We start from the raw sequence: 24499 nt of genomic DNA on the forward strand, positions 1-24499 counted from the left end.
ATTTTCCTCATTATGTCGGTGCAGACACCGATTTGGTGGAGTTATTCTCTCAAATTCAGGCACAAAAAAAGCCTCCATCGGGAGGCTTATCTGGCGCTGTTTTTCGTTTCATCTTTCACGCGCTAGCCTCCTGAAGTCAGGTGCTAAAGTAAAAGAAGAAGCGGAAAATAGCAGCATTCATGCTTGCGTTACCTTGTCTGGTAAAAACTGTTAAGACCTTATTGAAAAGCCTGCACGGGTAAATGTCAATCTTCTTACAGGGTTATATGAAAAGAGGGAGCCAGGCCCCCTCTCTCAACTGGCTTATGCCAGTGCTGCTTTCGCTTTTTCGACCAGAGCGGTGAACGCTACTTTGTCGAATACTGCGATGTCAGCCAGGATCTTACGGTCGATTTCAACAGAGGCTTTTTTCAGGCCGTTGATGAATTTGCTGTAAGAAATACCGTTCTGACGTGCTGCTGCGTTGATACGCGCAATCCACAGTTGACGGAACTGACGCTTACGCTGACGACGGTCACGGTAAGCGTACTGACCTGCTTTGATAACAGCCTGGAAGGCAACGCGGTAAACGCGTGAACGCGCACCGTAGTAGCCTTTAGCTTGTTTCAAAATTTTCTTGTGACGTGCACGTGCAATTACACCACGTTTTACGCGAGCCATATGTGCTCTCCTGTATCTATATTCTTAGTAAAAAATTAAACGTTAACGGCTTATGCGTACGGCAGGCACGCGATAACCAGACCCAGATCGCCTTTAGAAACGAGGCCTTTTGGACGCAGGTGACGTTTACGCTTAGTAGATTTTTTGGTCAGAATATGACGCAGGTTTGCGTGCTTACGCTTAAATCCACCACCACCGGTTTTTTTGAAGCGCTTAGCAGCACCGCGTACGGTCTTAATTTTTGGCATCTTAATAACTTCCACTTCGCATTGTTAAATAAACGAAACATAGGCGAACAAAACCTATGAAACCCGAAGGCTCCACAGATTTTGCTGCTTGAAGGCCTTACTGTTTCTTCTTAGGAGCGAGCACCATGATCATCTGGCGGCCTTCGATCTTCGTAGGGAAGGATTCGACTACTGCCAGTTCACTCAGATCGTCACGGACGCGGTTAAGCACTTCCATACCAATCTGTTGGTGGGCCATCTCACGACCACGGAAACGCAGTGTGATCTTGGCCTTATCGCCATCTTCCAGAAAGCGAATCAGGCTGCGGAGTTTTACCTGATAATCGCCATCGTCGGTACCAGGACGGAATTTGATTTCCTTAACCTGGATAACTTTTTGCTTCTTCTTCTGTTCCTTAGAAGACTTACTCTTTTCATAAAGGAACTTGCCGTAGTCCATGATACGACAAACTGGCGGTTCGGCGTTAGGGCTGATTTCAACTAAATCTACTCCAGCTTCTTCAGCTTTTTCGATCGCTTCTCTCAGACTCACAATCCCCAGTGGTTCACCTTCAAGATCTGTTAAGCGAACTTCCTGGGCGCGAATCTCGCCATTGATACGATTCGGACGTGCCGTTTGAACTCGTTTTCCGCCTTTAATACCTTATTCCTCCAGTTGTTGAAGACTGCGGCTGCGAATCTCTTGTTGCAGCTTCTCAATCACTTCACTTACGTCCAGGCTGCCCAGGTCTTTACCACGGCGGGTGCGAACGGCAACTTTGCCTGCTTCCACCTCTTTATCACCACAGACCAACATATACGGGACACGACGTAAAGTGTGCTCGCGGATTTTAAAGCCAATCTTCTCATTTCTCAAGTCTGCTTTTACGCGAATGCCCGCATTTTGTAGTTTCTGCGTCAATTCTTTAACGTAATCCGCCTGAGAATCGGTAATGTTCATCACCACGACCTGCACTGGCGCAAGCCAGGTTGGGAAGAAGCCAGCGAACTCTTCGGTCAGGATGCCGATGAAGCGCTCCAGAGAACCGAGAATAGCACGGTGAATCATTACTGGTACCTGACGTTCGTTGTCTTCGCCAACATAAGAGGCGCTTAAACGCTGCGGCAGGGAGAAGTCCAGCTGTACAGTACCGCACTGCCATGCGCGATCGAGGCAGTCATACAGGGTAAATTCAATTTTCGGACCGTAGAATGCGCCCTCACCCAGCTGGTATTCGAACGGAATGCCGTTCTCTTCCAGCGCCACGGCGAGATCCGCTTCTGCGCGATCCCAGGTCTCATCGCTGCCGATACGTTTTTCCGGACGCGTTGAGAGTTTGACCACGATCTTCTCGAAGCCAAAGGTGCTGTACATATCGTAGACCATACGAATACAGGCGTTAACTTCGTCACGGACCTGATCTTCAGTACAGAAGATATGCGCATCATCCTGAGTAAAGCCACGAACACGCATCAGACCGTGCAGCGCACCTGATGGTTCGTTACGGTGGCAGCTACCGAACTCCGCCATACGCAGCGGCAGGTCGCGGTAGGATTTCAGACCTTGGTTAAAGATCTGAACGTGGCCCGGGCAGTTCATTGGCTTGATGCAGTATTCACGGTTCTCAGACGAGGTGGTGAACATCGCATCTTTGTAGTTGTCCCAGTGGCCGGTTTTTTCCCACAGCACACGGTCCATCATGAACGGGCCTTTTACTTCCTGATACTGGTACTCTTTCAGCTTGGAGCGTACGAACGTTTCCAGCTCACGGAAAATGGTCCAGCCGTCGTTATGCCAGAACACCATACCCGGCGCTTCTTCCTGCATGTGGTACAGGTCAAGCTGCTTGCCGATTTTACGATGGTCACGCTTCGCCGCCTCTTCCAGGCGCAGCAGGTACGCGTTCAGGGCTTTTTTATCGGCCCACGCGGTACCATAAATACGCTGCAACATCTTGTTGTTGCTGTCGCCACGCCAGTAGGCGCCCGCGATCTTCATCAGCTTAAAGTGATGACAGAAGCGCATGTTCGGCACGTGCGGTCCACGGCACATGTCGACGTATTCTTCGTGATGGTACAAGCCAGGCTTGTCATCATGGGAAATATTTTCGTCAAGAATAGAGACTTTATAGCTCTCGCCGCGCTTCACGAAGGTTTCACGCGCTTCGTGCCAGCTGACTTTCTTCTTGATGACGTCATAGTTCGTTTCGGCGAGCTCGTGCATACGTTTTTCGAGCGCGTCGATATCTTCCTGAGTCAGAGTATGGTCAAGGTCAACGTCGTAGTAGAAACCATTGTCGATAACCGGACCGATCGCCATTTTGGTGTTTGGCCACAGCTGTTTGATGGCATGACCTAACAGGTGCGCGCAGGAGTGACGAATGATCTCCAGACCTTCTTCGTCTTTCGCGGTGATGATGGCAAGCGTCGCATCGTTTTCAATCAGGTCGGAGGCATCCACCAGCTCACCGTTAACACGGCCAGCAATAGTCGCTTTCGCGAGACCAGGACCAATGTCCAGGGCAACATCCATTGGGCTAACAGCACGGTCGAAATGGCGTTGGCTGCCATCAGGAAGAGTAATTACAGGCATTTTATATCCTTATTTGCAGTGATGCCCCACACATAAGAGCATATACAAAGAAAATAATCGTGATTTGACAATAGATTACGACACCATCTGACCAACAATCGTCAAATTGGTTCGTCATCATTTACCTGCCGAATTCAGATTAATTCGGATTTACGGCAAGCGACGTAATGTTAACACTAACGGAAAGGAGATTGCACCCTCTGCGGCCAGATTGATGGGCTGGCACTTTCGCACGAATTTGCAGGTTGCTTCTCCCCTGCGCTCGCATTTCGAAGATGCTGGGCTACTCTTGAACAGGTCCTTAAACCCAAAGGTGCATACCATGAACGTATCCAGTAGAACGGTTGTGATATTGAACATCCTTTCCGCCACAGGTTTATTGTTGATTCTCGCCGAACGATTCCACTGGTTCTGAGCCAAACCCTACGCTGGCATAACCCAATCGATCCTGAAAAGGGGCATATTTCGGCCCTGTTTGGTAGACTGTGGATATTAACGAACAAGGATTAGGTTATGCCAACAAAACGATTTGCCGTAAAACACTGGAAAATGGTGCTGGTGCTGATTGCCATCTGCGGCGCAATGCTGCTACTCCGTTGGGCGGCAATGATTTGGGGCTAGGGGCGAATGCAGGTCATCAGAAGGGACATCAAAAAGTTACAGACAATAAACGGGCCGACATCATCATCGGCCCGCTTTTATTACATTCTATAACCCAGTGAAACCGTGGTTCTGCGGTCGGTATGATCCGGCGCAGATTCTGGTGGTGAAGAGTTCCAGGTCACGTTGTAGGCGAGTTTCAGACCAAAGTGTTCGTTGATAGCCACGTTAAGCGCCGTCTCAGAGTTCAACGTCGTATCGTCGGCACCAAATACAGAAACACCCTGGGTAAATTTGGTGTTGTCAGTCATCTGCCAGGCATAGGTACCGGAAGCGTAACCGAGCGGTTGAGTTTTGGTATCGCCATTGGTGTATTCGTCATAACGCACACCCGGACCGAATTCAAAACGGAAGCTGTGTACCGGTCCGTTCAGGAACTGACGACCATAACCGGCGGTGAAGACATCGCGCTGGCGATAACCGTTGTAACGGTCGGTTAACCAGCTCCCCTGACCAAACAGATAGTCATAATCGGTCATGTTGTAACGGCTACGTCCGCCTACCGCATATTTCTCGGAAGAACGTTCGTCGTTAGCGGAAGTGTTGCTGGCATTACCCCACAGAGACCAGGCGGTAGTATTACCGTACCATGTGAGCGTACTGTCCGCCGTCAGAGAAGAGCTTTTCGTGTTACCGGATTGTGCCAGGTACCCAGCATTCAGGTTACCTTCAAACGGTTTTTTCGCGGTGGATGGATCGTCCATGACAGTAAAAACGGAATCATCGGCGGTCGCGTTCATAGCCGCAAACACGCCACCCGCCAGCATCAGTGCAGCGGGCACTGTCTTTAAAAGCTTCATTTTATTAAGGAGTCCGTACAACAAAAAAAGAGACCACACGGTCCCGGAATCTTTCTTGAGGATCAATGACAAGGCGTCCAGAGAAAGGTAACAAATTATAAAAAGCCGCAAATAACATAGCAATGTTTTCTTATTTCATTTTTTGAATAAGAACGATCTCAAAAAGCGTTTTATTTTATATATCTCCGGCCTGACTTTTATTCAGTATTCATATTTAAAATCATACTGTTATTTACATTGCCTTCCTGACAAATGGTGCCAGACTAAAAGGAACCCATGCTAAAAGGAGGTAATGATGGTTTCTATCTACACCCTGACGCTCTCCCCTTCCCTTGATTCCGCCACCCTGACGCCGCAGATTTACCCGGAAGGTAAATTGCGCTGTAGCGCCCCGGTCTTTGAGCCTGGCGGCGGCGGGATCAACGTGGCACGCGCCATTACCCATCTCGGCGGCAAAGCCACGGCCATTTTTCCCGCAGGTGGTGCTACCGGTGAACACCTGGTCTCTCTGCTGGCCGATGAACAGGTGGCCGTAGACACCGTCGAGGCGAAAGACTGGACGCGGCAAAACCTGCATGTCCACGTGGGATCCAGCGGCGAACAGTACCGTTTTGTCATGCCGGGCGCGAAACTTACCGATGACGAGTTTCGTCAGCTTGAAGAGAAAGTGCTGACGATAGAAAGCGGCGCGCTGCTGGTGGTAAGCGGCAGCCTGCCGCCTGGCGTCAGCACGGAAAAATTGACGGCGCTGATTCAGGCTGCACAGCAACGCGGTATCCGCTGCATCGTTGACAGCAGCGGTGAGGCCCTGCAGGCGGCACTGGTGCCGGGCAATCTTGAACTGGTCAAACCCAACCAGAAAGAGTTAAGCGCGCTGGTCAACCGCGAACTGACGCAGCCTGACGATGTTCGCACCGCCGCGCAGGAGCTGGTGCGCAGCGGCAAAGCGCGGCGCGTGGTGGTTTCCCTTGGCCCTCAGGGGGCGCTTGCAGTTGATGAATCGTCATCCGTTCAGGTTGTTCCGCCGCCGATGAAGAGTCAGAGCACGGTTGGCGCGGGTGACAGCATGGTGGGCGCGATGACGCTCAAACTGGCGCAGTGCGCGTCTCTGCTCGAAATGACACGCTACGGCGTAGCGGCGGGTAGCGCCGCCACCATCAACCAGGGCACACGTCTCTGTTCACTTGCCGATACGCAAAAAATCGTCGATTACCTGTCCCGAAATTAACGCCTGTTCCCCTTCGTCTTTACGGAGGGGAATGTCATCACCGAGTCGCCAAACGCAAACTATCGACTATGCTAAGAAAACTTCCATGATAACAATGAGGTGAATTATGAGCAGTGGTGACATCACACGCTACGTCGTGACCATCAACCTTCATGAGGCATCGCTGACCGAGCTGAATGAGCTCAACAATGCGTTTACCCGGGCTAATTTTCTCCTCACGCTGACGGATGACGAGGGCAATATTCATGATTTAGGCACCCTGACATTTGGTCTGATCGGCGCCCTTAGTCAGGAAGAGGTTCAAGCGCTGGCCGCCAGTCTGGTGGAGAGCGTGACCGACAAGCCTGGCGAAATTAGCGTGGATACATGGGAAAACTGGCGAAAAAAAGAACAATAAGTGCGCTGCATGAATTTAAACCGCTCAGGTGTGCGTTAGTTCGTATTTTTTTACCGCAATTATGCGCTAACTTTATGATCTGGCAGACAACATGGGAGAGTGAACATGTGGCAGGCTATCAGTCATCTTTTACGTGAGCAGCTGGGTGAAGGTGAAATTGAACTGCGTAACGAACTGCCAGGCGGTGAGATCCACGCCGCGTGGCATTTACGCTACGCAGGGCGCGATCTTTTCGTTAAATGCGATGAACGAGAGCTGCTTCCGATATTTACCGCCGAAGCCGATCAGCTGGAGCTGTTGTCGCGCAGTAAAACGGTGACGGTCCCACAGGTTCTGGCCGTAGGTAGCGACCGCGATTACAGTTTCCTGGTGATGGAGTACCTCCCCGCCCGTCCTCTGGATGCGCATAATGCATTCATTCTTGGCCAGCAGCTAGCGCGCCTCCATCAGTGGAGCGACCAGCCGCAGTTTGGGCTCGATTTTGACAACGACCTCTCCACCACGCCACAGCCCAATGCCTGGCAGCGTCGCTGGTCGACTTTTTTTGCCGAGCAGCGCATTGGCTGGCAGCTTGAACTTGCCGCCGAGAAAGGGCTGGAATTTGGCAATATTGATGCCATCGTCGAGCATGTTCAGCAGCGTCTGGCATCCCACCAGCCTCAGGCGTCTCTGCTTCACGGCGACTTATGGTCCGATAACTGCGCGCTGGGTCCAAACGGCCCCTACATCTTCGACCCGGCCTGCTACTGGGGTGACAGAGAGTGCGATCTTGCCATGCTGCCGCTGCATCCGGAGCAGCCGCCGCAGATATATGACGGATACCAGTCGGTTTCTCCCCTGCCGCCCGGTTTCCTCGACCGCCAGCCGGTGTATCAGCTTTATACGCTGATGAACCGGGCCATACTTTTTGGTGGAGAACACCTGGTTAACGCCCAGCGGGCACTTGAGCGTATGCTTGCCGCCTGAGACGCGAACGGGTGGCTATGCCGCCACCCGTATCGCTTACAGAAAACCGAGCAGTGAGAAGAAGAAGTATCCCGCCACAATGATAATCACGGGAAGAATATAGAGCGGGAAAATTTGCAGGAAAATGGTGTGACGCGGCACAACAATGCGGGATTCAATCTGCTCCCGACTCATGCCTTCCGGGCCTTTGGCCTGCTCCAGAATCAACTGATCCTCAACGCCTTCGCGTAAAAAGCGCGTCTGACGGCTCATTCGCGCCCCAGAGGCTTGCAGTGCAAGCGCGACAAAGATCAGGGCGTATATCACCCAAAAGCCGATATTCAGCTGTTGATGAAAATCCGGGGTGGGTGAGTTGAACCAGAAGACATTCAAAAATGGCGTATTGAAACGCATCATCTCAATCATAACATGCGCAAAATCAAGCATTACCGCATTGATACCCGGCTGTTTTTCGCTGTGGTCGTACATAAATTTGAGTACAGAAATCAGCGTAGAAATGACGGCAGGAATAAAAATCACCCAGCCTGCAATACGTTTTAAGACCGCAATGCGTCCAGCTTGTTGATACGTCATCAGTTCCTCTTCATAAAGACGCGTTATTTGTGCCTAAGTCTACCTGCTGGTCATCAATTTCGCCCGCTCTTTAAAAGCAATATGCTAAATTGCAGATTGTGCTTAGCACTTATCGTCTGTCGTACACCCTGGATAAGGAGACGTTGTGATGTCGACACCGCGCCAAATTCTTGCCGCAATTTTTGACATGGATGGATTACTGATCGATTCCGAACCGCTGTGGGATCGCGCCGAACTGGACGTTATGGCCAGCCTGGGCGTGGATATCAGCCGCCGTAATGAACTACCCGATACGCTGGGCCTGCGCATCGATATGGTGGTTGACCTGTGGTTTGCCCAACAGCCGTGGGTGGGTCCAAGTCGTGATGAAGTGACCGCGCGCATTATCAGCCGCGCCATTTCGCTGGTGGAAGAGAACAAGCCGCTGCTGCCCGGCGTACGTGAGGCCGTCGCGCTGTGTAAAGCCCAGGGACTGAAGGTCGGACTGGCCTCGGCTTCACCGCTGCATATGCTGGAAAAAGTGCTCACGATGTTTGAACTGCGCGACAGTTTCGACGCGCTGGCGTCCGCTGAAAAATTGCCTTACAGCAAGCCGCACCCGCAGGTCTATCTGGACTGCGCCGCTAAGCTCGGCCTGGATCCCCTCAACTGCGTTGCGCTGGAAGACTCCGTTAACGGCATGGTCGCCTCTAAAGCCGCGCGGATGCGCTCCATTGTGGTGCCTGCGGAAGAAGGCCGCCACGATCCCCGGTTTGCCCTCGCCGATGTGAAGCTAAATTCACTGGCAGAACTCACGGCGCATCATCTGCAGGGCGGTTAACGCCCTCCTCCGGTTTGTGACAAACAGTTACACCGTCACCTCTTCCGCCTACTGTATAAAAACCCTATACTGTATGAATTGACAGTTTTGTGGGTTTTATCATGACGGCGGAAGGCCACCTGCTTTTTTCAATCGCGTGCGCGGTATTTGCCAAAAACGCTGAGCTCACCCCCGTGCTGGCACAGGGGGACTGGTGGCATATTGTTCCTTCCGCCGTATTGACCTGTCTGCTGCCCGACATCGACCACCCCAAGTCCTTCCTCGGACAGCGCCTGAAGTGGGTATCTAAACCCATCGCCCGCGCGTTCGGCCACCGGGGGTTTACGCACAGCCTGCTGGCCGTGTTTGGCCTGCTGACGCTTTTCTATTTAAAAGTGCCTGAAAGCTGGATAGTCCCCGCTGATGCCATTCAGGGGATGGTGCTGGGCTATTTAAGCCATATCCTTGCCGATATGCTGACGCCTGCGGGCGTGCCGCTACTTTGGCCCTGCCGCTGGCGTTTCCGTTTTCCCATCCTGGCGCCGCAAAAAGGTAACCAGCTTGAGCGGGTATTGTGCATGGCGCTGTTTGCTTACGCCGTCTGGATGCCGCAAACGTTGCCCGAAAACAGTGCAGTCCGCTGGTCATCCCAGATGATTAATTCGCTGCAATTTCAGTTCAATCGCTTTATTCATCACCAGATTGAACAGTAAACCAACAAAATTATCCCATTTGTCATAACCAATTCCATTTGGATATAAGCGCTACATCACACTTCTGCTAACCTTCCGCCAACAGGATCGGTAAAAACCGACCCGATAATAAATCAGGAGAACGGGGATGAATTTTCCACTCATCGCGAACGTCGTTGTGTTCGCTGTATTGCTATTGCTTCTCGCGCAGGCGCGCCACAAACAGTGGAGCCTGGCGAAAAAGGTGCTGGTTGGTCTGGCCATGGGTGTCGTATTTGGTCTGGCATTACAGGCAATTTATGGCTCCGATAATCCAGTTCTTAAAGATTCCATTCAGTGGTTCAACATCGTCGGTAACGGCTATGTCCAGCTGCTGCAGATGATCGTTATGCCGCTGGTGTTCGCCTCTATTCTGAGCGCCGTTGCCCGCCTGCATAACGCGACCCAGTTGGGAAAAATCAGCTTCCTGACCATTGGTACGCTGCTGTTCACCACGCTGATTGCAGCGCTGGTGGGTGTGCTGGTCACTAACCTGTTTGGCCTGACCGCAGAAGGTCTGGTTCAGGGTACCGCTGAAACGGCGCGTCTGACCGCGATTCAGACCAACTACGTTGGAAAAGTGGCTGACCTGACCGTGCCGCAGATGGTGCTCTCCTTCATTCCGAAGAACCCGTTTGCAGACCTGACCGGTGCGAGCCCAACCTCGATCATCAGCGTGGTTATTTTCGCCGCGTTCCTGGGCGTAGCGGCGCTGAAGCTGCTGAAAGACGACGCGCCAAAAGGCGAACGCGTGCTGACCGCGATTGACACCCTGCAAAGCTGGGTGATGAAGCTGGTTCGTCTGGTCATGCAGCTCACCCCCTACGGCGTGCTGGCGCTGATGACCAAAGTGGTTGCCGGCTCTAACCTGCAGGACATCATTAAGCTGGGCAGCTTCGTTGTCGCCTCTTATCTGGGCCTGGGCATTATGTTCGTGGTGCACGGCATCCTGCTGGGCGTGAACGGCGTCAGCCCGCTGAAGTACTTCCGTAAAGTCTGGCCGGTACTGACCTTTGCCTTCACCAGCCGCTCCAGCGCCGCGTCTATCCCGCTGAACGTGGAAGCGCAGACCCGTCGTCTGGGCGTGCCTGAATCCATCGCCAGCTTCTCTGCCTCCTTTGGTGCTACCATTGGTCAGAACGGATGTGCGGGTCTTTACCCGGCGATGCTGGCGGTGATGGTTGCTCCTACAGTCGGCATCAACCCACTTGATCCGGTCTGGATCGCCACGCTGGTCGGGATTGTTACCGTAAGCTCCGCAGGCGTTGCGGGTGTTGGCGGTGGCGCAACCTTCGCCGCGCTGATTGTGCTGCCTGCGCTGGGTCTGCCCGTGACGCTGGTCGCCCTGCTGATCTCCGTTGAACCGCTGATCGACATGGGTCGTACCGCGCTGAACGTGAGCGGCTCCATGACCGCCGGCACGCTGACCAGCCAGTGGCTGAAGCAGACCGACAAAACGATTCTGGAAAGTGAAGACGACGCCGAGCTGGCGCACCGTTAATCACCGTCTGAAATAAAAAAACCGCCTGATGGCGGTTTTTTTATGGCTGTTATTCCTCAACCTCTTCATCCTGGCGGATCTGCATCGCCCATCGCTGCGCTGACTCCGGCACCGTAAAGGTGGGTGAGCGACGGAAATGTTCGCCGATCAGCACAAAGGCCACGTATTTCCCCCGCAGCAGCCAGACATCGCGAAAACCCTCCACTTTCAGGGCATGGTCAGGCGGCGCGGGCTCAACGCGGGGCACATAGCTAATTACCTGGCGGTTTTGTTGACGAAGAGGTTTCATAAGCGACTGGTTCACTAAAGCAAATTCTTGAAGCAGGAAAACTCTATGATAGCCGATCCTGCTGCCTTCCGTCGCGCCCCGAGTGGGTGAGAGGGCTCCTTTCGTTAATCACGTCATATGAAAACTCTTAGTTCGCGAACCATGTCGCGACATTGTTCTATCCTTAATAGGGTTTTTAGCAATGGATAAAGGAGAAGCGTGCAATGTCGAACAAAGATAAAACACATCAATCACCGATTCATGGCACTGAAGAATCTCAACCGGGTATGGACTCTCTCGCCCCTGCTGACGGCTCTCACCGCCCCTCGCCTGGCCCTTCCGCGCCGGGAGAACAGCCTACCGCACCGGGAAGCATGAAATCGCCGGATACGGGAAACGAGAAGCTGAAATCTCTTGAGCCACACCGTAAAGGCGGCGAAGGTTTTGCGCTCACCACCAATCAGGGCGTACGCATTGCTGACGATCAGAACTCCCTTCGCGCAGGCGCGCGCGGGCCTACCCTGCTGGAAGACTTTATCCTGCGGGAAAAAATTACCCACTTCGACCACGAGCGGATACCGGAACGTATCGTCCACGCGCGCGGTTCCGCTGCGCACGGCTACTTCCAGCCCTATAAGAGTCTGAAAGCGATCACTAAAGCGGATTTCCTCTCCGACCCGGATAAAATCACCCCGGTGTTTGTGCGTTTCTCCACCGTGCAGGGCGGTGCGGGGTCGGCAGATACCGTCCGGGATATCCGCGGCTTTGCCACCAAATTTTATACCGAAGAGGGGATTTTCGATCTGGTCGGCAACAACACCCCGGTGTTCTTCATTCAGGATGCGCATAAATTTCCTGACTTTGTCCATGCGGTAAAACCGGAGCCCCACTGGGCCATACCGCAGGGACAAAGCGCGCACGACACCTTCTGGGACTATGTCTCCCTGCAGCCTGAAACCTTACACAACGTGATGTGGGCGATGTCAGACCGAGGCATCCCCCGCAGCTACCGCACTATGGAAGGGTTTGGCATCCACACCTTCCGGATGATCAACGCCGAGGGGAAAGCCACGTTTGTCCGTTTCCACTGGAAGCCGGTGGCGGGTAAAGCCTCGCTGGTATGGGACGAGGCGCAGAAGCTGACCGGGCGCGATCCAGACTTCCATCGCCGCGAGCTGTGGGAGTCCATTGAAGCGGGCGACTTCCCGGAGTACGAGCTGGGTCTGCAGCTCATTCCGGAAGAGGACGAATTTAAGTTCGATTTCGATCTTCTGGACCCGACGAAGCTGATCCCTGAAGAGCTGGTACCGGTGCAGCTGGTAGGTAAAATGGTGCTCAACCGCAACCCGGATAACTTCTTTGCCGAAAACGAGCAGGCCGCGTTCCACCCGGGGCATATCGTGCCGGGAATGGACTTCACCAACGATCCGCTTTTGCAGGGTCGCCTGTTCTCCTATACCGATACGCAGATCAGCCGTCTTGGCGGGCCGAACTTCCACGAAATTCCGATTAACCGCCCAACATGCCCGTACCACAACTTCCAGCGCGACGGTATGCACCGTCAGGATATTGATACCAATCCGGCTAACTATGAGCCGAACTCCATCAACGATAACTGGCCGCGTGAAACCCCTCCCGGGCCGAAACGCGGTGGCTTCGAATCGTACCAGGAGCGTATCGATGGCAACAAAATTCGCGAGCGTAGCCCCTCGTTCGGCGAATATTACGCCCACCCTCGCCTGTTCTGGAACAGCCAGACGCCGATTGAGCAACAGCACATCATCGGCGGCTTCAGCTTTGAGCTGAGTAAAGTGGTGCGCACCTACATCCGCGAGCGGGTAGTCGATCAGCTGGCGCATATTGATATTCAGCTAGCCCAGAGCGTTGCGGATAACCTGGGCATTACGCTGACCGACGAGCAGCGCAATCTTGCCCCGCCGAAAGAGGTTAACGGGGTGAAGAAAGATCCGTCTCTGAGCCTGTATGCGGTGCCGGGCGGCTCGATTAAAGGCCGCGTGGTCGCCGTTCTGCTGAACGACAAAACCCGCGCCAGCGACGTGCTGGGAATTATGCAGGCGCTTAAAACCCAGGGCGTGCATGCCAAACTGCTCTATTCCCGCATGGGTGAAGTGACGGCCGACGATGGTTCTGTGCTGCCGGTCGCGGCGACCTTTGCCGGTGCGCCATCGCTGACCGTCGATGCGGTAATTGTGCCGGGCGGGGATATTGCCAGCCTGCTGACCAACGGCGACGCCGTCTATTATCTGCTGGAAGCCTATAAGCACCTGAAGCCGATCGCGCTGTCCGGCGACGCGCGACAGTTTAAGGCGCAGCTGAAGGTAGCCGATCAGGGTGAGGACGGCATTGTCGAGGGAGATAACGTTGACGATGCCTTTATGACGAAGCTGTTTGATTTGCTCGCCGCGCACCGAGTCTGGTCGCGAAGCAGCAAGATTGACCAGATACCGGCGTAAAAAAGCCGGGTGGCGCTTGCGCTTACCCGGCCTACATTCGATTGGTTTTGTAGGCCCGGTAAGGCAAAGCCGCCACCGGGCTTTATTTCAAAGATCCCCGAACGTCCCCAAACGATACCCTCGCTCGGCAATCGCGTATTTCAACGACGGCGACGTCAGGACATCCAGCTCCGCCAGGCGCGGCCAGCAGTAGGCGCTTTTATGCACGGTATGATCGACAAAAGCAGGATGCGCCATGACCTCCAGCGACCGTTCCCCTCGCGCGGCGGAATCATCCAGCACCGTCAGGAACAGCGCGTCGCTGATCTCTTCTCCGTAAAATGCGCTGCTGAACCCCTCTGTGGTGGTGACAGCGCAGTCCGGCAATCCGCGCACCTCCCGATCCACGCGCATCGCGACGCCGTTGCGCTTTGCGAAATCAGCGACAATCGGGAAAATCGCCGGGATCATATGCACGTGGTGATGGCTATCGATGTGCGTCGGCGCCCTACCAAACACATCAACAAAGCGATTGAACTGACTCTCCAGCTCGCGGGCAATCTCTTCGAGCGGCAGAGCACCCTGCTCCGCCAGTTCCCAAATCCATTTGCCCAGCTGGCCGTCGCGCGTCAGGCCCGGCATTGGAGAAAGCGGCATCCCGAGCGTCAGTACAAAATGCATGCCGACGCCCAGCTCAGGCACCTCGCGGCTCAGCTGCGCCGCGTGTTCAACCGCCTCACCATTAACCAGCGCCGTGGTAGAGGTCACCACACCCCGGCGACAGGCTTCAATAATGCCGTAGTTCTGGCCTTTCGAGAGGCCAAAATCATCAGCATTAACGATCAGCAGGTTTTCCATTGTGCGTCCTCTTATTGCTGTTTGAACTTCAGCTTCTCGATTGTAGCGGCAAAGTTTGGCAACCATTTCTCATGCGCCAGGATCATCTCGCTGGCCAGCTGCTCCGCGTCGCGGTCGGAATGCACCAGCGGGCTAAGGTTCAACGCCAGCAGCACGTCATTGAGTTCGCCGCTTAGCGCCGCATTGCTTGCTGCCACTTCAAAGCCTTTGATGGTATGAATCAGGCCCATGACCTTGTCATCGAAGCGGGTGATACGGGGATGCGGTTTAGCACCATCGCGTCCCAGGATGCAGGTCATCTCAACCGCCCAGTCAGCCGGAATATTGTCGATATGGCCATGATGCGGCACATTCACATAGTGCTCAGCCTGCTTGTCGTTGTAGATGGCGTTGATCACTTCGCACGCCGCATCGGAGTAGTAGGCCCCGCCGCGCTGCTCCAGCTCTTTCGGTTTGACGTTCAGGTTCGGATCTTTATACAAATCGAACAGCTTCTTCTCGACCTTCTGAACGATCTGCGCACGCGCGCCGCCCTTATAGTACTCTCCCATTTCGATGGCCAGCATCTCTTTCTGCTTGAAGTAGTAAAGCAAATACGAGCAAGGCAGCAGATTCAGCGAGCGGATCAACCCTTCGCTGAACGGCAGGTCAAAGATGTTTTTCACCGATGCCGCCGTCAGGCGACCGGAAGCCACGCCGTCCAGCAGTTCGGCAAACCGCGATTTACCGTTCACGATAACGTCTTTAATGAATACCATGTGATTCAGGCCGAACAGGTCGATGGAGAGGTCGTCGCTGTCGGTCAGCTCCAGCACGTCGCGGATGAACATCTTCATGCCGATCGGAATATTACAGACGCCGATAAAACGTTTGAAGTTCGTATGCCGATAGACCGCCTCGGTCACCATCCCGGCCGGGTTGGTGAAGTTAATCACCCACGCGTTCGGGCAGATCTCCTGCACGTCTTTGACGATGTCGAAAATGACCGGGATGGTACGCAGGCCTTTAAAAAGGCCGCCCGCGCCGTTGGTCTCCTGCCCGAGATAGCCGTAGCTCAGGGGAATACGTTCGTCCAGCTCACGCGCTTTCAGCTGGCCGACGCGCAGCTGGGTGGTCACGAAATCCGCATCTTTCAGCGCCAGACGACGGTCCAGGGTTTTATGCACGGTCAAAGGCACGCCGGCTTTTTCCACCATGCGCTTGCACAGGTCGAAAATAATATTCAGCTTTTCCTGACCTTCCTCAACGTCCACCAGCCATAATTCGCTGACCGGTAATTCATGATAACGTTTCAGAAAGCCTTCCAGTAATTCCGGGGTATAGCTGCTGCCGCCACCAATGGTTACGACTTTTAATTTCTTCTGCATAATATCTCCCTTAGCGTATCAGGTTAATCGCCTGCAAGGTATAGCGTGCTCTTCCCGCTATTTGGGCAAGCCATTAAAGCAATATTCGTGGCGGATAATCCGCCGACAGTTAATTAATTACCGTTAAATTTTTCCGGTAACTGTTCGGGGTAAATGACGTCAATTTCTTAAAGGTTTTAATAAACAGGCTGGGACTGCTGTATCCTGACTCGTATGCAATATCGGTGACAGAATAGTTGGTGATTTCCAGCTGTTTTTTAGCAAAATTAATGCGGATTTCATTAATAATTTGCACGGGCGTTTTACGATAATAACGCTGCGTCGCGCGGGTCAGATATTCCTGGGATTTCCCCGACAGGGAGACCATATTTTCCAGCGCATTTTCGCTGAACTGGCCTTTATCGTGCATCAGCTCAACGGTGCTGCGCAGCCACTGTGGAATATCATCCGTTACCTGCTGCTCTTCACGATGATGGCGCAACCGGTTCATCACGTAGAAGGTCACCGTTTCAATAAACTCATCAAATTCATTGTCGCGGAAGTTAAGCGAGGCGATAACCGTTTCAATCCACGTCATGAATTCGTTTTTGACCCGATAGACCTGGGAGGCCACAAAGCAGAACGGCACCAGCGGCAGATAGTGCTTCTCGAAGAATCGTCTGCTGACGCCCACGTTCAGAATACGGGTGGCACCAAATTCGTAAAAGCTCTGGTGGTAAGACCCCATCGGCAGGAAGACGAAATCCCCTCGTTCAAGCAGGACGCGCTTACCGTTGATCTCCTGATAGTAGCGACCGGTCAGAACAATCGTGAACTCGTAGTAGTCATGCTGGTGCAGACCGCTGGCGCTCTCCGTTTTGTTGTAGATAACCACGTGAAAATTTTTGCCGTTAAACAGCTGCTGTTCAAGCGCGGTTTTGATTTCCATCGTGCTGACCTCCTGCTACTCAGTCTGACTTACTGCATCTTCTCGTGAAGCTCAATGAGCTCCGCCACCAGCTCGCGCGCCAGCATCGAGGTCATCAGGTGATCCTGCGCGTGGACCAGCACCAGGCTGACCTTCATCTTCCCTTCGCCCTGATCGCTTTCAATCAGCTTTGTTTGCACCAGATGCGCTTCGTTCAGCGCCGTGCGGGACTGTTCCATCATGGTTTTTGCCGCGGCGAAATCCCCCTGCTTGGCCTGCTTCAGTGCGCCATAGGCCAGGCTGCGGGCCTGCCCTGAGTTGATGATAAGCCCCATCACCACTTCTTCGAGATCGTTCTCAACGGCTTCGTCTGCGACAATACTATCCAAATCTAACATGTTTAAGCTCCTTGTGGCTGGCGCGGGTTTCCCCGCGCCGGTCAATCTTAGAATTTCAGTGAGAGGGCAATATCCTCTTCGCTCTCTTCTTCATCAATGATGGTGGCGGCTTTGTTCGCAATCGCCACGAACGGCATGTACAGCAGGGTGGCAACCCCGAGGTTGAATATCGCCAGCAGGAAGGCCGCGACGCTGCCGTTGGTGTTGAAGAAGGCGCCCAGACCCGCCGGCATGGTCCACGGCGCAATGTTGGTGACCGGTGGAATGATGCCCATGTAATACGCCGTAAGGGTGATAGCGGCCAGCAGCGGCTGAATCAGGATGAATGGAATGAACATTACCGGGTTCATGATGATTGGCAGACCGAACAGAATCGGTTCGTTAATCTGGAAGATGCCTGATGGCAGCGCCAGCTTCGCGACCTGACGGTAGTCAGCACGGCGAGAAACAATAAAGACCGCGATGATCAGACCCAAGGTTGCCCCGGTACCGCCCAGGAAGATATAGGAGTCAAGCATCGGCTTCGCCCACACATGGAAGGTTTTACCCGCTGCCAGCGCCGCGTCAACGGAGCCGTACTGTTGGTAAAGCGCAACGTTTTCCAGTGCCCATGGGGTCATAATTCCGCTGTCCAGCGCGGCCAGTGCCAGTGAACCATGCACGCCAAAGAACCACAGCAGAGAGGTGAAAATCACATACGCCCAACCGACCACGCCACCCATCGACGCCAGCGGCGTAGAGATAGAGTCCATGATGATCTGGTGGAAGTTTGTGCCCCAGTGGGAGAGCGCCCAGGCGATAATCCCCATGATGGAGAGAATAATGAAGCCCGGAATCAACGCGGAAAATGAACGAGAAACAGAAGCCGGTACGCTATCCGGCAGGCGGATAACCCAGTTGCGGCGGATAATAAAGGTGAACATCTCTGCCACCACCAGGCCGATAACAATACCGGAGATGATGTTGGCCCCGCCCAGCCAGTTGGCGCCAACGGCATAGGCTTCACCCACGCTGTATGGCGTTACGGTCATAAAGGCGGCGACGGATAATAACCCGGCGGCCAGCGGATCCACCTTACGCTCTTCTGCCAGTGCCATCCCAATAAAGAAAGGCGCCATCAGCGACATAATCCCCAACGTACCGTTATAGACGTTGCCGCCGATGGCTTTAAAACCATTAAGGGTTTCAATAGTAGAAGCGTCTAACCGAATTCCTAATGAATAAAAGAAGGAACCTTCACCAAAGCTCAGAAAAACGTTGTTAATTAAAACGAACATGGCCCCGGCCAGCGTCAACGGCATTAATTTAATAAAGCCGTTTTTGATGGCATTAACGTGAGGCTGCTTTCCTATTTTAACAGCAAAAGGAAGGAGTACCTTTTCAAGTGAAGCGATGACTTTACTCATAGGAAAATACCCTTAAATGCCGTAACGCATGTTACGGCGTATTGTGTGTGAAATAACTCTTTGACGGGAAAAATAAAAATTAATTAGCAGCTTTTTTAATGGCTGCCACAGCAGCTTTAAGAACACCTAAACCATCAATTTTGCCGTACAGCCCCGAGTCGATCACTTCGACCGGTTTATTCGGTAACAGTCGTTGAATTTCGGGCAACATATAGGCGATTTGCGGTCCCAGTAAAACGACATCGGCTCTCTGACCTTTTTCGCCCGCCAGCGTCTCGGGGAACGCTTCAATCACCACAGGGACTTCATACTTTTCAGCCTGCGCACGCATTTTTGAAACCAGAAGCGAGGTTGACATGCCCGCTGAGCAGAACAGGTAGATATGTTTCTTTTCCATCGTGATTTCCCTCTTGTATGACTACCTGCCATCGCGCTATCACTCGACTCGCTGTCCCAGCAGACAGGTAGCTTGCGTACTGTTGTTTATCGTTGGAGTGAGTATACGCAATGGTACAGACAGGGGATAATTCTGGATAGACACAAATTGTCTCTCATTGACCTGGCTTGTTGACTCCCTTCACATTTCGGGCAAATAATTCGCGCAAAGAAATAAGATTTTCTGATGCATAAAAAAACCGGCCCTGGGGGCCGGTTTTTTACATCCTCAGGCAAGCAGGGTTACTGCGCCTTAGGTGCCTGCGGATCGGTATCGTATTCAGCACAGGTCTGATAGCCGGAGTTAATCACATGGCCGGTATCATCCAGGGCGACAAAGTAGGTTTCTGCCTTACCATCACGTTGACCCAGGATATAGGTCTGGCAGGTCCCTTTCGCATGAATCATGGTCACTTCAGAAGAAGGTTTACCGGCAATCGCAGCCACCTGCGAACGGGTCATCCCTTTTTTAACGTCTTTTACTACGGGCTGCGTAAACTGATCCTTAGTGCGATCGTAAGCCGTACACCCTGCCAGCATAGTCAGTACCGCCGCTGCGCTAAGAATTCCTGCTACGTTCTTGTTCATATTCCGTCCTCTTGTTTATCAGCGTGTTATCTAAGCATGGGATAAAAAGTACTATTGTTCAACTTTGTGAGTTACGCCAGACGAATTTCGGAAAATTCTAATAAAACAACGATAAGCTGCTAAATCGGCGCAAATTAGCGCACTCGAAACTGTGATCCTTGTCGTTTCTCGCCCAAAGGGTTAGTTTTAACAGCTAACACATTCTGTTTATGTACTGCATATGGAGGGCGTGATGGCTCTGCAACAAGAGATTATTCAGGCACTGGGCGCGAAGCCTACGGTAGATGCACATGAAGAGATCCGCCGCAGCGTGGATTTTTTAAAATCGTACTTAAAAAAGAACGCTTTCCTGAAATCCCTGGTGCTGGGCATCAGCGGCGGCCAGGATTCTACCCTGACCGGTAAACTCTGCCAGATGGCGATTTCAGAGCTTCGCGAAGAGACGGGCGATGAGACGCTGCAGTTTATCGCTGTGCGCCTTCCTTACGGCGTACAGGCGGACGAGCAGGATTGCCAGGATGCCATTGCCTTCATTCAGCCTGACCGCGTGCTCACCGTGAATATTAAGGGCTCGGTGCTGGCAAGCGAGCAGGCGCTTCGCGAAGCGGGCATTGAGCTGAGCGATTTTGTCCGCGGCAACGAAAAAGCCCGCGAACGTATGAAAGCACAGTACAGCATCGCAGGGATGACCAAAGGCGTCGTGGTCGGCACCGACCATGCGGCAGAAGCGATCACCGGTTTCTTCACTAAGTATGGCGACGGCGGCACCGACATTAACCCGATCTTCCGCCTGAACAAGCGTCAGGGCAAGCAGCTGCTTGCCGCGCTGGGCTGTCCTGAGCATCTGTACAAGAAAGCGCCGACAGCCGATCTGGAGGACGATCGCCCTTCCCTGCCGGATGAAGCAGCCCTTGGCGTCACCTATGACAACATTGATGATTATCTGGAAGGCAAAAAGCTGGATGAACGTACCGCGAAAATCATCGAAGGCTGGTATCTGAAAACCGAGCACAAGCGCCACACGCCCATTACGGTGTTTGACGACTTCTGGAAAAAATAAAGCAAAACGGTAACCCCGTTTAGTAGGCCGGGTAAGGCGTCGCCGCCACCCGGCTCTTTTTTAACCACCACACTCCTGCTACACTGTATACCTGAACAGTATATGGAGCAGTATGTGAGCAGGCGTCAATCCGCCCCGCGTCTTGAGTTTGAAGCGGCGGCTATCTACGAATATCCCGAGCACCTTCGCCCCTGGCTTGAAGCATTGCCTAAACAACCGGGCGTGTACATCTTTCACGGTGAAAGCGACACGCTGCCGCTCTACATCGGCAAGAGCGTTAACATTCGCAGTCGGGTGTTATCCCATCTGCGTACCCCGGACGAGGCCGCCATGCTGCGCCAGTCGCGACGCATTACCTGGTTCCAGACGGCCGGAGAAATGGGCGCGCTATTGCTGGAAGCGCGTTTGATTAAAGAGCAGCAGCCGCTGTTCAACAAGCGCCTGCGCCGCAACCGTCAGCTATGCTCCCTGCAGATCAACGATGGCAAGCCGCAGGTCGTCTACGCGCGCGAGGTCGATTTTTCACATGCCCCCAATCTCTATGGGCTGTTCGCCAATAAACGCGCCGCGCTCCAGGCGCTGCAGACGCTGGCGGACGAGCTGCAGCTTTGCTACAGCCTTTTAGGTCTGGAGGCAACCACCCGCGGACGCGCCTGTTTCCGATCCGCGCTGAAGCGCTGCGCCGGTGCCTGCTGTGGGAAAGAGAGCATTGAGGCGCACCACGCCCGGCTCCTCTCCGGTCTGGGGGCCATCAGCGTGAAGTGCTGGCCCTGGGAAAGCGCCGTTGCGCTAAAAGAAGTGGGTGACGCGATGACCCAGTATCACATCGTCAATAACTGGCTCTGGCTGGGCGCTGTCGACGACATCAACGACGCGGCAACCCTGCTGCGCACGCCCGCCGGATTTGACCACGATGGCTACAAAATTCTCTGTAAACCTGTCCTGGCCGGTAAGTTTGAGATCATTGAACTCAATGGCCTGGCAGCCACGTGATTTCGCTGAACAATAAGGTGCCATGAGCTTCCAGCAGACGCAGCGTATGGGTACCCTCCTCCCAGCTGGCGCCCTGATCGGCCGTCAGCAATTTATCACCCAACTGCCACGCCCCGCTTAACACAAACACCACGCCCCCGCGTGAGCCAAAGGTGGTAAAGGTACGGTCAGCCACGCGCACCTTCGCCCGGCAGCAGTCGCGCCGGGTCATGATGTTGAAGTCCATCGCCATCCGCCCATCGGAAAGCAGCGCTTTCACCGGCAGATCGCCGGCAAAGCTGTAGGGCTGATGGTGCTTGAGGGTATGGAAGAATGCCTGACCGGCATCCAGCGTCACCTCCCCTCCTTCCAGTAACGTGATCACCCGGTCGACGCCGGGAAACGAGGAAAATTCGCCGTTGCTGGCAATAGTCGCGATACTGGCACGCCACTGAAAATCCCGCGTCGCGGGAGGGAAACAACAAATCTCACGCGTTTCACCCGCACCATTTCGCCAGAGGCTGACCGGCATCTTACGGATATCAAAGAACTCCATCACCACTCCTGAATGGCACAACACGTGCCAGGGCAAGGATATCGCTATCGTTGCTGTCTTGTTTGTTATCGTTGGGTATTCACAGAAACAGTATCGGCAGCAGAGCGGGCAGGCCTTAGCGGAACGTTAATAAAAATTCTAACGCCATGACTCTACAAACCTTCTCTAATGCGACTACAGGAGCATACCGCGCTGGCGGCGGCAGGCAAGAGGGCAAGAAAGAAAAACCGCCGGTCCTGTCCACAGCGATTGCGCTTTTGTGGACAGGATCCCGGCGGTCTTAAGAGAGTGAACCGATTATTCGGTTGGTGCTGGCATTTTACCTTCCATCGCCGGACGTTCTGTCAGACGCTTCTCAAAATTCGCATTAAATTGTTTTTTCTGTTCAGGGGTCAGAATGTTGTAGATCTTGTTCTGGGTTTCCATGTGAGCCAGCATGCGGGCTTTGTGCTGCTCGGCCATTTTGTCGATCTGCGCTTCGGCTTTCGCCTTATCGAAGCTGTCGCTGGCGATGATGTCATGCATCGCACGACGCTCTTCAAGCGGTGGACGTTTCATCTGGTCGCGTTCGCCTTTTCTGATATCGCGGATCTGCTGCTTCTGCGCATCCGTCAGGTTGAGATCCTTGAACATCATCATCTCGTTGTGCATACCCGGACCTTTATGATGCATCATCATTTTGCCTTCAGCAGGCGCGGCAGGTGCAGTGGTCGCAGTATCTGCGGCGAACGCCATGCTGGTAGCGCCCAGAGCCAGGGTAGAAGCAACAAACAGTGCAGTAAACTTACGCATAATTTATTTCCTTTCTTTCAGTTATTCTTCGGCGCTATGCCGTGTTGACGAGATTAACTTTACGGGGTTTATCGTCAATTAGTCAGAGCAACGGTAAAACAATGAAAGTGTAAAAAACAAATTTTCGCCAAATGTGGAGGAAATAAGGATAAAGCGTGGAGAGTTGCAACGAAAAATATTTAATACGATGATTTAAAAGCGATTTAGCAGAAGTATAACGCAGTGAAGATGAATAATAAAGCAATTCACCAGGAATATTCTGCAAAACACGCACAGGCGCTTTAATTGTTAAGAAAAGGTATTTTACTTCCCCTCCCGGATGAAGAGAGGGGAAAGGTTCAGGATATTTTTTCCAGCATCAGTCCGGCACGCAGGCCAAACGCCACGCTCGGATTAGGGAATAAAACATACTCGGTGGTTTTCTGCACCTCGTAACGCTCCTCGCCATCCTCGGCCAGCAGCGCCCCTTTGCGGAACGGGGTGAAGTTGAGTGTGTGTGCGGCCATGTGGAGCAGGAAGGCGTCGCTGCGGCGCGTGATCTGCTGTACGACCCGGTAACGCTCAACGGTCTGATGCGTAGGCTCGGGAGCCGTTCCGCCCAGCAGCGCCCGCAGGGCGAGATGCGTTGGCGCAAAGCGGGTAAGATCGTTTTGCCCAAACGGCAGCGCTTTCCCCAGCTCCAGCGTACAGGACAACGCCCCAAAGTGCTCACAGGTGAAGTGCGTAAAGGTTCCGCCCGGCGACTGGTGAAACACCAGCGCCTCCAGCCCGGCGTCTCCCAGCCAGCCCAGGAAATCTTCCTCCCACGGCTGATTGCGCTGCGGCAGAACGCCGAAGCGAACGTGGTAGGACGCGCGAATTGCCGTGTGCAGATCCAGATGCCAGCGCACGGGTCCCGCAGCGGCAAAAAACGGGGTCACGATGTTCTCCAGCCACTGTGCCCGCGCCGTTTCGTCACTCTGCGAAAACTGCGACCAGCGCCCGCCGAACATGCGGTTGATATCGCTGACCAGATACCGCTTGTTTTGCGCCAGCGCAGGCGGATTGCCGAGCACCACCAGCACGCGGCACTTCAGGGTAATCTCATCGCGATACAGCGCGCGCAGCAGCAGATCGACAATCTCAACGGGCGCCGTTTCATTCCCGTGAATGCCCGTTGAAACGAGCAGCGAGAGATCGCTCTTTGCGGTCGGCGTCAGCTCAAGCACCCCGCGTCCCAGCCACCGCCAGCGAAATGAGGGGCCATCCCCCTCTTTCTGTTCCGGTGTTTCATCGGCCAGGGTCAGCGCCAGTAAATTTTCCAT

Annotated in this window: 29 protein-coding genes and 1 other annotated feature; of the genes, 11 read left to right on the forward strand and 18 right to left on the reverse strand. The window is 53.6% G+C overall.

All coding sequences use genetic code 11. The features are described from left to right. Positions 1-61: 61 nt before the first annotated feature. Positions 62-186: a sequence feature (Phe leader region), on the reverse strand. The 5 genes from pheM to thrS all read right to left on the reverse strand — a co-directional run bounded on the left by pheM (position 137) and on the right by thrS (position 3480). After that, positions 137-181, reverse strand: a complete 45-nt coding sequence (gene pheM, locus USH94_RS10785; RefSeq protein ID WP_001386830.1) for a pheST operon leader peptide PheM — start codon at positions 179-181, stop codon at positions 137-139. Its footprint overlaps the feature before it by 45 nt. A 117-nt stretch (positions 187-303) precedes the next feature. Continuing rightward, positions 304-660, reverse strand: a complete 357-nt coding sequence (rplT, locus tag USH94_RS10790) for a 50S ribosomal protein L20 (protein WP_000124850.1) — start codon at positions 658-660, stop codon at positions 304-306. 50 nt (positions 661-710) lie between these two features. Further along, on the reverse strand, positions 711-908 hold the full coding sequence (rpmI, locus tag USH94_RS10795) for a 50S ribosomal protein L35 (protein ID WP_003030583.1): 198 nt from the start codon (positions 906-908) through the stop codon (positions 711-713). 97 nt (positions 909-1005) lie between these two features. After that, the gene (infC, locus tag USH94_RS10800; RefSeq protein WP_014069901.1) at positions 1006-1548 is read right to left on the reverse strand and encodes a translation initiation factor IF-3; all 543 of its coding nucleotides are present in this window, start codon (positions 1546-1548) and stop codon (positions 1006-1008) included. Positions 1549-1551: 3 nt separating this feature from the next. Continuing rightward, positions 1552-3480 (reverse strand): threonine--tRNA ligase, encoded by a 1929-nt coding sequence (thrS, locus tag USH94_RS10805; RefSeq protein WP_008500657.1) that lies wholly within the window; start codon positions 3478-3480, stop codon positions 1552-1554. A gap of 322 nt (positions 3481-3802) precedes the next feature. Between thrS and yncL the strand changes: the two genes are divergently transcribed. Together yncL and yniD are read left to right on the forward strand one after the other, a co-directional pair. Next, positions 3803-3895 carry a stress response membrane protein YncL gene (gene yncL / locus USH94_RS10810; protein ID WP_021241082.1) on the forward strand — a complete coding sequence of 31 codons (93 nt, stop codon included), beginning with the start codon at positions 3803-3805 and terminating at the stop codon, positions 3893-3895. A 98-nt stretch (positions 3896-3993) separates the two neighbouring features. Next, entirely contained in the window at positions 3994-4101 is a 108-nt protein-coding gene (gene yniD, locus USH94_RS10815) for a small membrane protein YniD (RefSeq protein ID WP_008500658.1), read from the forward strand. A gap of 80 nt (positions 4102-4181) precedes the next feature. Here yniD and USH94_RS10820 read toward each other — a convergent pair whose 3' ends face one another. Further along, positions 4182-4940, reverse strand: a complete 759-nt coding sequence (locus USH94_RS10820; protein WP_111965612.1) for a YdiY family protein — start codon at positions 4938-4940, stop codon at positions 4182-4184. Positions 4941-5235: 295 nt separating this feature from the next. Here USH94_RS10820 and pfkB point away from each other — a divergent pair, with 295 nt between their 5' ends. The 3 genes from pfkB to USH94_RS10835 all read left to right on the forward strand — a co-directional run bounded on the left by pfkB (position 5236) and on the right by USH94_RS10835 (position 7531). Next, complete coding sequence (gene pfkB / locus USH94_RS10825; RefSeq protein WP_111965611.1) at positions 5236-6168, forward strand: 6-phosphofructokinase II; 933 nt, start codon at positions 5236-5238, stop codon at positions 6166-6168. 106 nt (positions 6169-6274) lie between these two features. Continuing rightward, complete coding sequence (gene ghoS, locus USH94_RS10830) at positions 6275-6565, forward strand: type V toxin-antitoxin system endoribonuclease antitoxin GhoS (protein ID WP_111965610.1); 291 nt, start codon at positions 6275-6277, stop codon at positions 6563-6565. A gap of 105 nt (positions 6566-6670) precedes the next feature. Further along, entirely contained in the window at positions 6671-7531 is an 861-nt protein-coding gene (locus USH94_RS10835) for a fructosamine kinase family protein (protein ID WP_024909435.1), read from the forward strand. A gap of 36 nt (positions 7532-7567) precedes the next feature. Here the strand turns inward: USH94_RS10835 and USH94_RS10840 are convergent, their stop codons facing one another. Continuing rightward, positions 7568-8104, reverse strand: coding sequence for a YniB family protein (locus tag USH94_RS10840; RefSeq protein WP_023311291.1), 537 nt, complete (start codon positions 8102-8104; stop codon positions 7568-7570). A gap of 148 nt (positions 8105-8252) precedes the next feature. On the opposite strand from USH94_RS10840, the gene hxpB reads away from it, so the two are divergent. The 3 genes from hxpB (at position 8253) to USH94_RS10855 (ending at position 11135) form a co-directional block, all read left to right on the forward strand. Beyond that, positions 8253-8924, forward strand: coding sequence for a hexitol phosphatase HxpB (gene hxpB, locus USH94_RS10845; RefSeq protein ID WP_111965609.1), 672 nt, complete (start codon positions 8253-8255; stop codon positions 8922-8924). Positions 8925-9025: 101 nt separating this feature from the next. Beyond that, complete coding sequence (locus USH94_RS10850; RefSeq protein WP_014883483.1) at positions 9026-9616, forward strand: metal-dependent hydrolase; 591 nt, start codon at positions 9026-9028, stop codon at positions 9614-9616. A 127-nt stretch (positions 9617-9743) separates the two neighbouring features. Next, on the forward strand, positions 9744-11135 hold the full coding sequence (locus USH94_RS10855; RefSeq protein WP_111965608.1) for an L-cystine transporter: 1392 nt from the start codon (positions 9744-9746) through the stop codon (positions 11133-11135). 49 nt (positions 11136-11184) lie between these two features. Here USH94_RS10855 and cedA read toward each other — a convergent pair whose 3' ends face one another. Further along, positions 11185-11439, reverse strand: coding sequence for a cell division activator CedA (gene cedA / locus USH94_RS10860; RefSeq protein ID WP_072032690.1), 255 nt, complete (start codon positions 11437-11439; stop codon positions 11185-11187). A 188-nt stretch (positions 11440-11627) separates the two neighbouring features. Between cedA and katE the strand changes: the two genes are divergently transcribed. After that, positions 11628-13877: a catalase HPII gene (katE, locus tag USH94_RS10865; RefSeq protein ID WP_111965607.1), complete on the forward strand. Its 2250-nt coding sequence runs from the start codon at positions 11628-11630 to the stop codon at positions 13875-13877. A gap of 87 nt (positions 13878-13964) precedes the next feature. Here katE and chbG read toward each other — a convergent pair whose 3' ends face one another. The 7 genes from chbG to osmE form a co-directional block, all read right to left on the reverse strand. Further along, positions 13965-14714: a chitin disaccharide deacetylase gene (gene chbG / locus USH94_RS10870; protein ID WP_111965606.1), complete on the reverse strand. Its 750-nt coding sequence runs from the start codon at positions 14712-14714 to the stop codon at positions 13965-13967. 11 nt (positions 14715-14725) lie between these two features. Then, complete coding sequence (locus USH94_RS10875; RefSeq protein ID WP_111965605.1) at positions 14726-16081, reverse strand: 6-phospho-beta-glucosidase; 1356 nt, start codon at positions 16079-16081, stop codon at positions 14726-14728. Between the two features lie 109 nt (positions 16082-16190). Next, the gene (gene chbR, locus USH94_RS10880; RefSeq protein WP_029740446.1) at positions 16191-17009 is read right to left on the reverse strand and encodes a transcriptional regulator ChbR; all 819 of its coding nucleotides are present in this window, start codon (positions 17007-17009) and stop codon (positions 16191-16193) included. Positions 17010-17038: 29 nt separating this feature from the next. Then, the gene (chbA, locus tag USH94_RS10885) at positions 17039-17386 is read right to left on the reverse strand and encodes a PTS N,N'-diacetylchitobiose transporter subunit IIA (RefSeq protein WP_111965604.1); all 348 of its coding nucleotides are present in this window, start codon (positions 17384-17386) and stop codon (positions 17039-17041) included. Between the two features lie 47 nt (positions 17387-17433). Then, positions 17434-18792, reverse strand: coding sequence for a PTS N,N'-diacetylchitobiose transporter subunit IIC (gene chbC, locus USH94_RS10890; RefSeq protein WP_032657878.1), 1359 nt, complete (start codon positions 18790-18792; stop codon positions 17434-17436). A 79-nt stretch (positions 18793-18871) separates the two neighbouring features. Then, positions 18872-19189, reverse strand: a complete 318-nt coding sequence (gene chbB / locus USH94_RS10895) for a PTS N,N'-diacetylchitobiose transporter subunit IIB (RefSeq protein ID WP_111965603.1) — start codon at positions 19187-19189, stop codon at positions 18872-18874. Between the two features lie 281 nt (positions 19190-19470). After that, on the reverse strand, positions 19471-19815 hold the full coding sequence (gene osmE, locus USH94_RS10900; protein WP_010430142.1) for an osmotically-inducible lipoprotein OsmE: 345 nt from the start codon (positions 19813-19815) through the stop codon (positions 19471-19473). A 232-nt stretch (positions 19816-20047) separates the two neighbouring features. Here osmE and nadE point away from each other — a divergent pair, with 232 nt between their 5' ends. Both nadE and cho read left to right on the forward strand, forming a co-directional pair. Further along, positions 20048-20875 carry an ammonia-dependent NAD(+) synthetase gene (gene nadE, locus USH94_RS10905; protein ID WP_111965602.1) on the forward strand — a complete coding sequence of 276 codons (828 nt, stop codon included), beginning with the start codon at positions 20048-20050 and terminating at the stop codon, positions 20873-20875. Positions 20876-20977: 102 nt separating this feature from the next. Next, the gene (gene cho, locus USH94_RS10910; protein ID WP_181574047.1) at positions 20978-21868 is read left to right on the forward strand and encodes an excinuclease Cho; all 891 of its coding nucleotides are present in this window, start codon (positions 20978-20980) and stop codon (positions 21866-21868) included. On the opposite strand, the gene ves is transcribed toward cho, so the two are convergent. From ves to astE, 3 genes are all read right to left on the reverse strand, one after another. Then, positions 21846-22403, reverse strand: a complete 558-nt coding sequence (gene ves, locus USH94_RS10915) for an environmental stress-induced protein Ves (protein ID WP_111965601.1) — start codon at positions 22401-22403, stop codon at positions 21846-21848. The two genes, cho and ves, sit on opposite strands and share 23 nt — an antisense overlap. Positions 22404-22700: 297 nt before the next feature. Continuing rightward, a complete protein-coding gene (gene spy, locus USH94_RS10920) occupies positions 22701-23195 on the reverse strand; it encodes an ATP-independent periplasmic protein-refolding chaperone Spy (RefSeq protein ID WP_047651943.1) in 495 nt (164 codons plus the stop codon). A gap of 338 nt (positions 23196-23533) precedes the next feature. Beyond that, entirely contained in the window at positions 23534-24499 is a 966-nt protein-coding gene (astE, locus tag USH94_RS10925; RefSeq protein ID WP_111965600.1) for a succinylglutamate desuccinylase, read from the reverse strand.

Origin of the sequence: Enterobacter sp. 148H3 (assembly GCF_034107425.1) — a bacterium.
In the GTDB taxonomy this organism is placed as follows: Bacteria; Pseudomonadota; Gammaproteobacteria; order Enterobacterales; family Enterobacteriaceae; genus Enterobacter; species Enterobacter vonholyi.

Excerpts from the sequence above, each read along its gene's own strand:
- rpmI (WP_003030583.1), bottom strand. The coding sequence starts at position 908 with ATGCCAAAAATTAAGACCGTACGCGGTGCTGCTAAGCGCTTCAAAAAA.
- astE (WP_111965600.1), bottom strand. The coding sequence starts at position 24,499 with ATGGAAAATTTACTGGCGCTGACCCTGGCCGATGAAACACCGGAACAG.
- chbC (WP_032657878.1), bottom strand. The coding sequence starts at position 18,792 with ATGAGTAAAGTCATCGCTTCACTTGAAAAGGTACTCCTTCCTTTTGCT.
- nadE (WP_111965602.1), top strand. The coding sequence starts at position 20,048 with ATGGCTCTGCAACAAGAGATTATTCAGGCACTGGGCGCGAAGCCTACG.
- chbG (WP_111965606.1), bottom strand. The coding sequence starts at position 14,714 with ATGGAAAACCTGCTGATCGTTAATGCTGATGATTTTGGCCTCTCGAAA.
- yncL (WP_021241082.1), top strand. The coding sequence starts at position 3,803 with ATGAACGTATCCAGTAGAACGGTTGTGATATTGAACATCCTTTCCGCC.
- hxpB (WP_111965609.1), top strand. The coding sequence starts at position 8,253 with ATGTCGACACCGCGCCAAATTCTTGCCGCAATTTTTGACATGGATGGA.
- cho (WP_181574047.1), top strand. The coding sequence starts at position 20,978 with ATGGAGCAGTATGTGAGCAGGCGTCAATCCGCCCCGCGTCTTGAGTTT.
- chbB (WP_111965603.1), bottom strand. The coding sequence starts at position 19,189 with ATGGAAAAGAAACATATCTACCTGTTCTGCTCAGCGGGCATGTCAACC.
- USH94_RS10820 (WP_111965612.1), bottom strand. The coding sequence starts at position 4,940 with ATGAAGCTTTTAAAGACAGTGCCCGCTGCACTGATGCTGGCGGGTGGC.
- USH94_RS10835 (WP_024909435.1), top strand. The coding sequence starts at position 6,671 with ATGTGGCAGGCTATCAGTCATCTTTTACGTGAGCAGCTGGGTGAAGGT.
- USH94_RS10875 (WP_111965605.1), bottom strand. The coding sequence starts at position 16,081 with ATGCAGAAGAAATTAAAAGTCGTAACCATTGGTGGCGGCAGCAGCTAT.
- ghoS (WP_111965610.1), top strand. The coding sequence starts at position 6,275 with ATGAGCAGTGGTGACATCACACGCTACGTCGTGACCATCAACCTTCAT.
- pfkB (WP_111965611.1), top strand. The coding sequence starts at position 5,236 with ATGGTTTCTATCTACACCCTGACGCTCTCCCCTTCCCTTGATTCCGCC.
- USH94_RS10840 (WP_023311291.1), bottom strand. The coding sequence starts at position 8,104 with ATGACGTATCAACAAGCTGGACGCATTGCGGTCTTAAAACGTATTGCA.
- rplT (WP_000124850.1), bottom strand. The coding sequence starts at position 660 with ATGGCTCGCGTAAAACGTGGTGTAATTGCACGTGCACGTCACAAGAAA.
- katE (WP_111965607.1), top strand. The coding sequence starts at position 11,628 with ATGTCGAACAAAGATAAAACACATCAATCACCGATTCATGGCACTGAA.
- ves (WP_111965601.1), bottom strand. The coding sequence starts at position 22,403 with ATGGAGTTCTTTGATATCCGTAAGATGCCGGTCAGCCTCTGGCGAAAT.
- chbR (WP_029740446.1), bottom strand. The coding sequence starts at position 17,009 with ATGGAAATCAAAACCGCGCTTGAACAGCAGCTGTTTAACGGCAAAAAT.
- USH94_RS10850 (WP_014883483.1), top strand. The coding sequence starts at position 9,026 with ATGACGGCGGAAGGCCACCTGCTTTTTTCAATCGCGTGCGCGGTATTT.
- thrS (WP_008500657.1), bottom strand. The coding sequence starts at position 3,480 with ATGCCTGTAATTACTCTTCCTGATGGCAGCCAACGCCATTTCGACCGT.
- spy (WP_047651943.1), bottom strand. The coding sequence starts at position 23,195 with ATGCGTAAGTTTACTGCACTGTTTGTTGCTTCTACCCTGGCTCTGGGC.
- USH94_RS10855 (WP_111965608.1), top strand. The coding sequence starts at position 9,744 with ATGAATTTTCCACTCATCGCGAACGTCGTTGTGTTCGCTGTATTGCTA.
- osmE (WP_010430142.1), bottom strand. The coding sequence starts at position 19,815 with ATGAACAAGAACGTAGCAGGAATTCTTAGCGCAGCGGCGGTACTGACT.
- yniD (WP_008500658.1), top strand. The coding sequence starts at position 3,994 with ATGCCAACAAAACGATTTGCCGTAAAACACTGGAAAATGGTGCTGGTG.
- chbA (WP_111965604.1), bottom strand. The coding sequence starts at position 17,386 with ATGTTAGATTTGGATAGTATTGTCGCAGACGAAGCCGTTGAGAACGAT.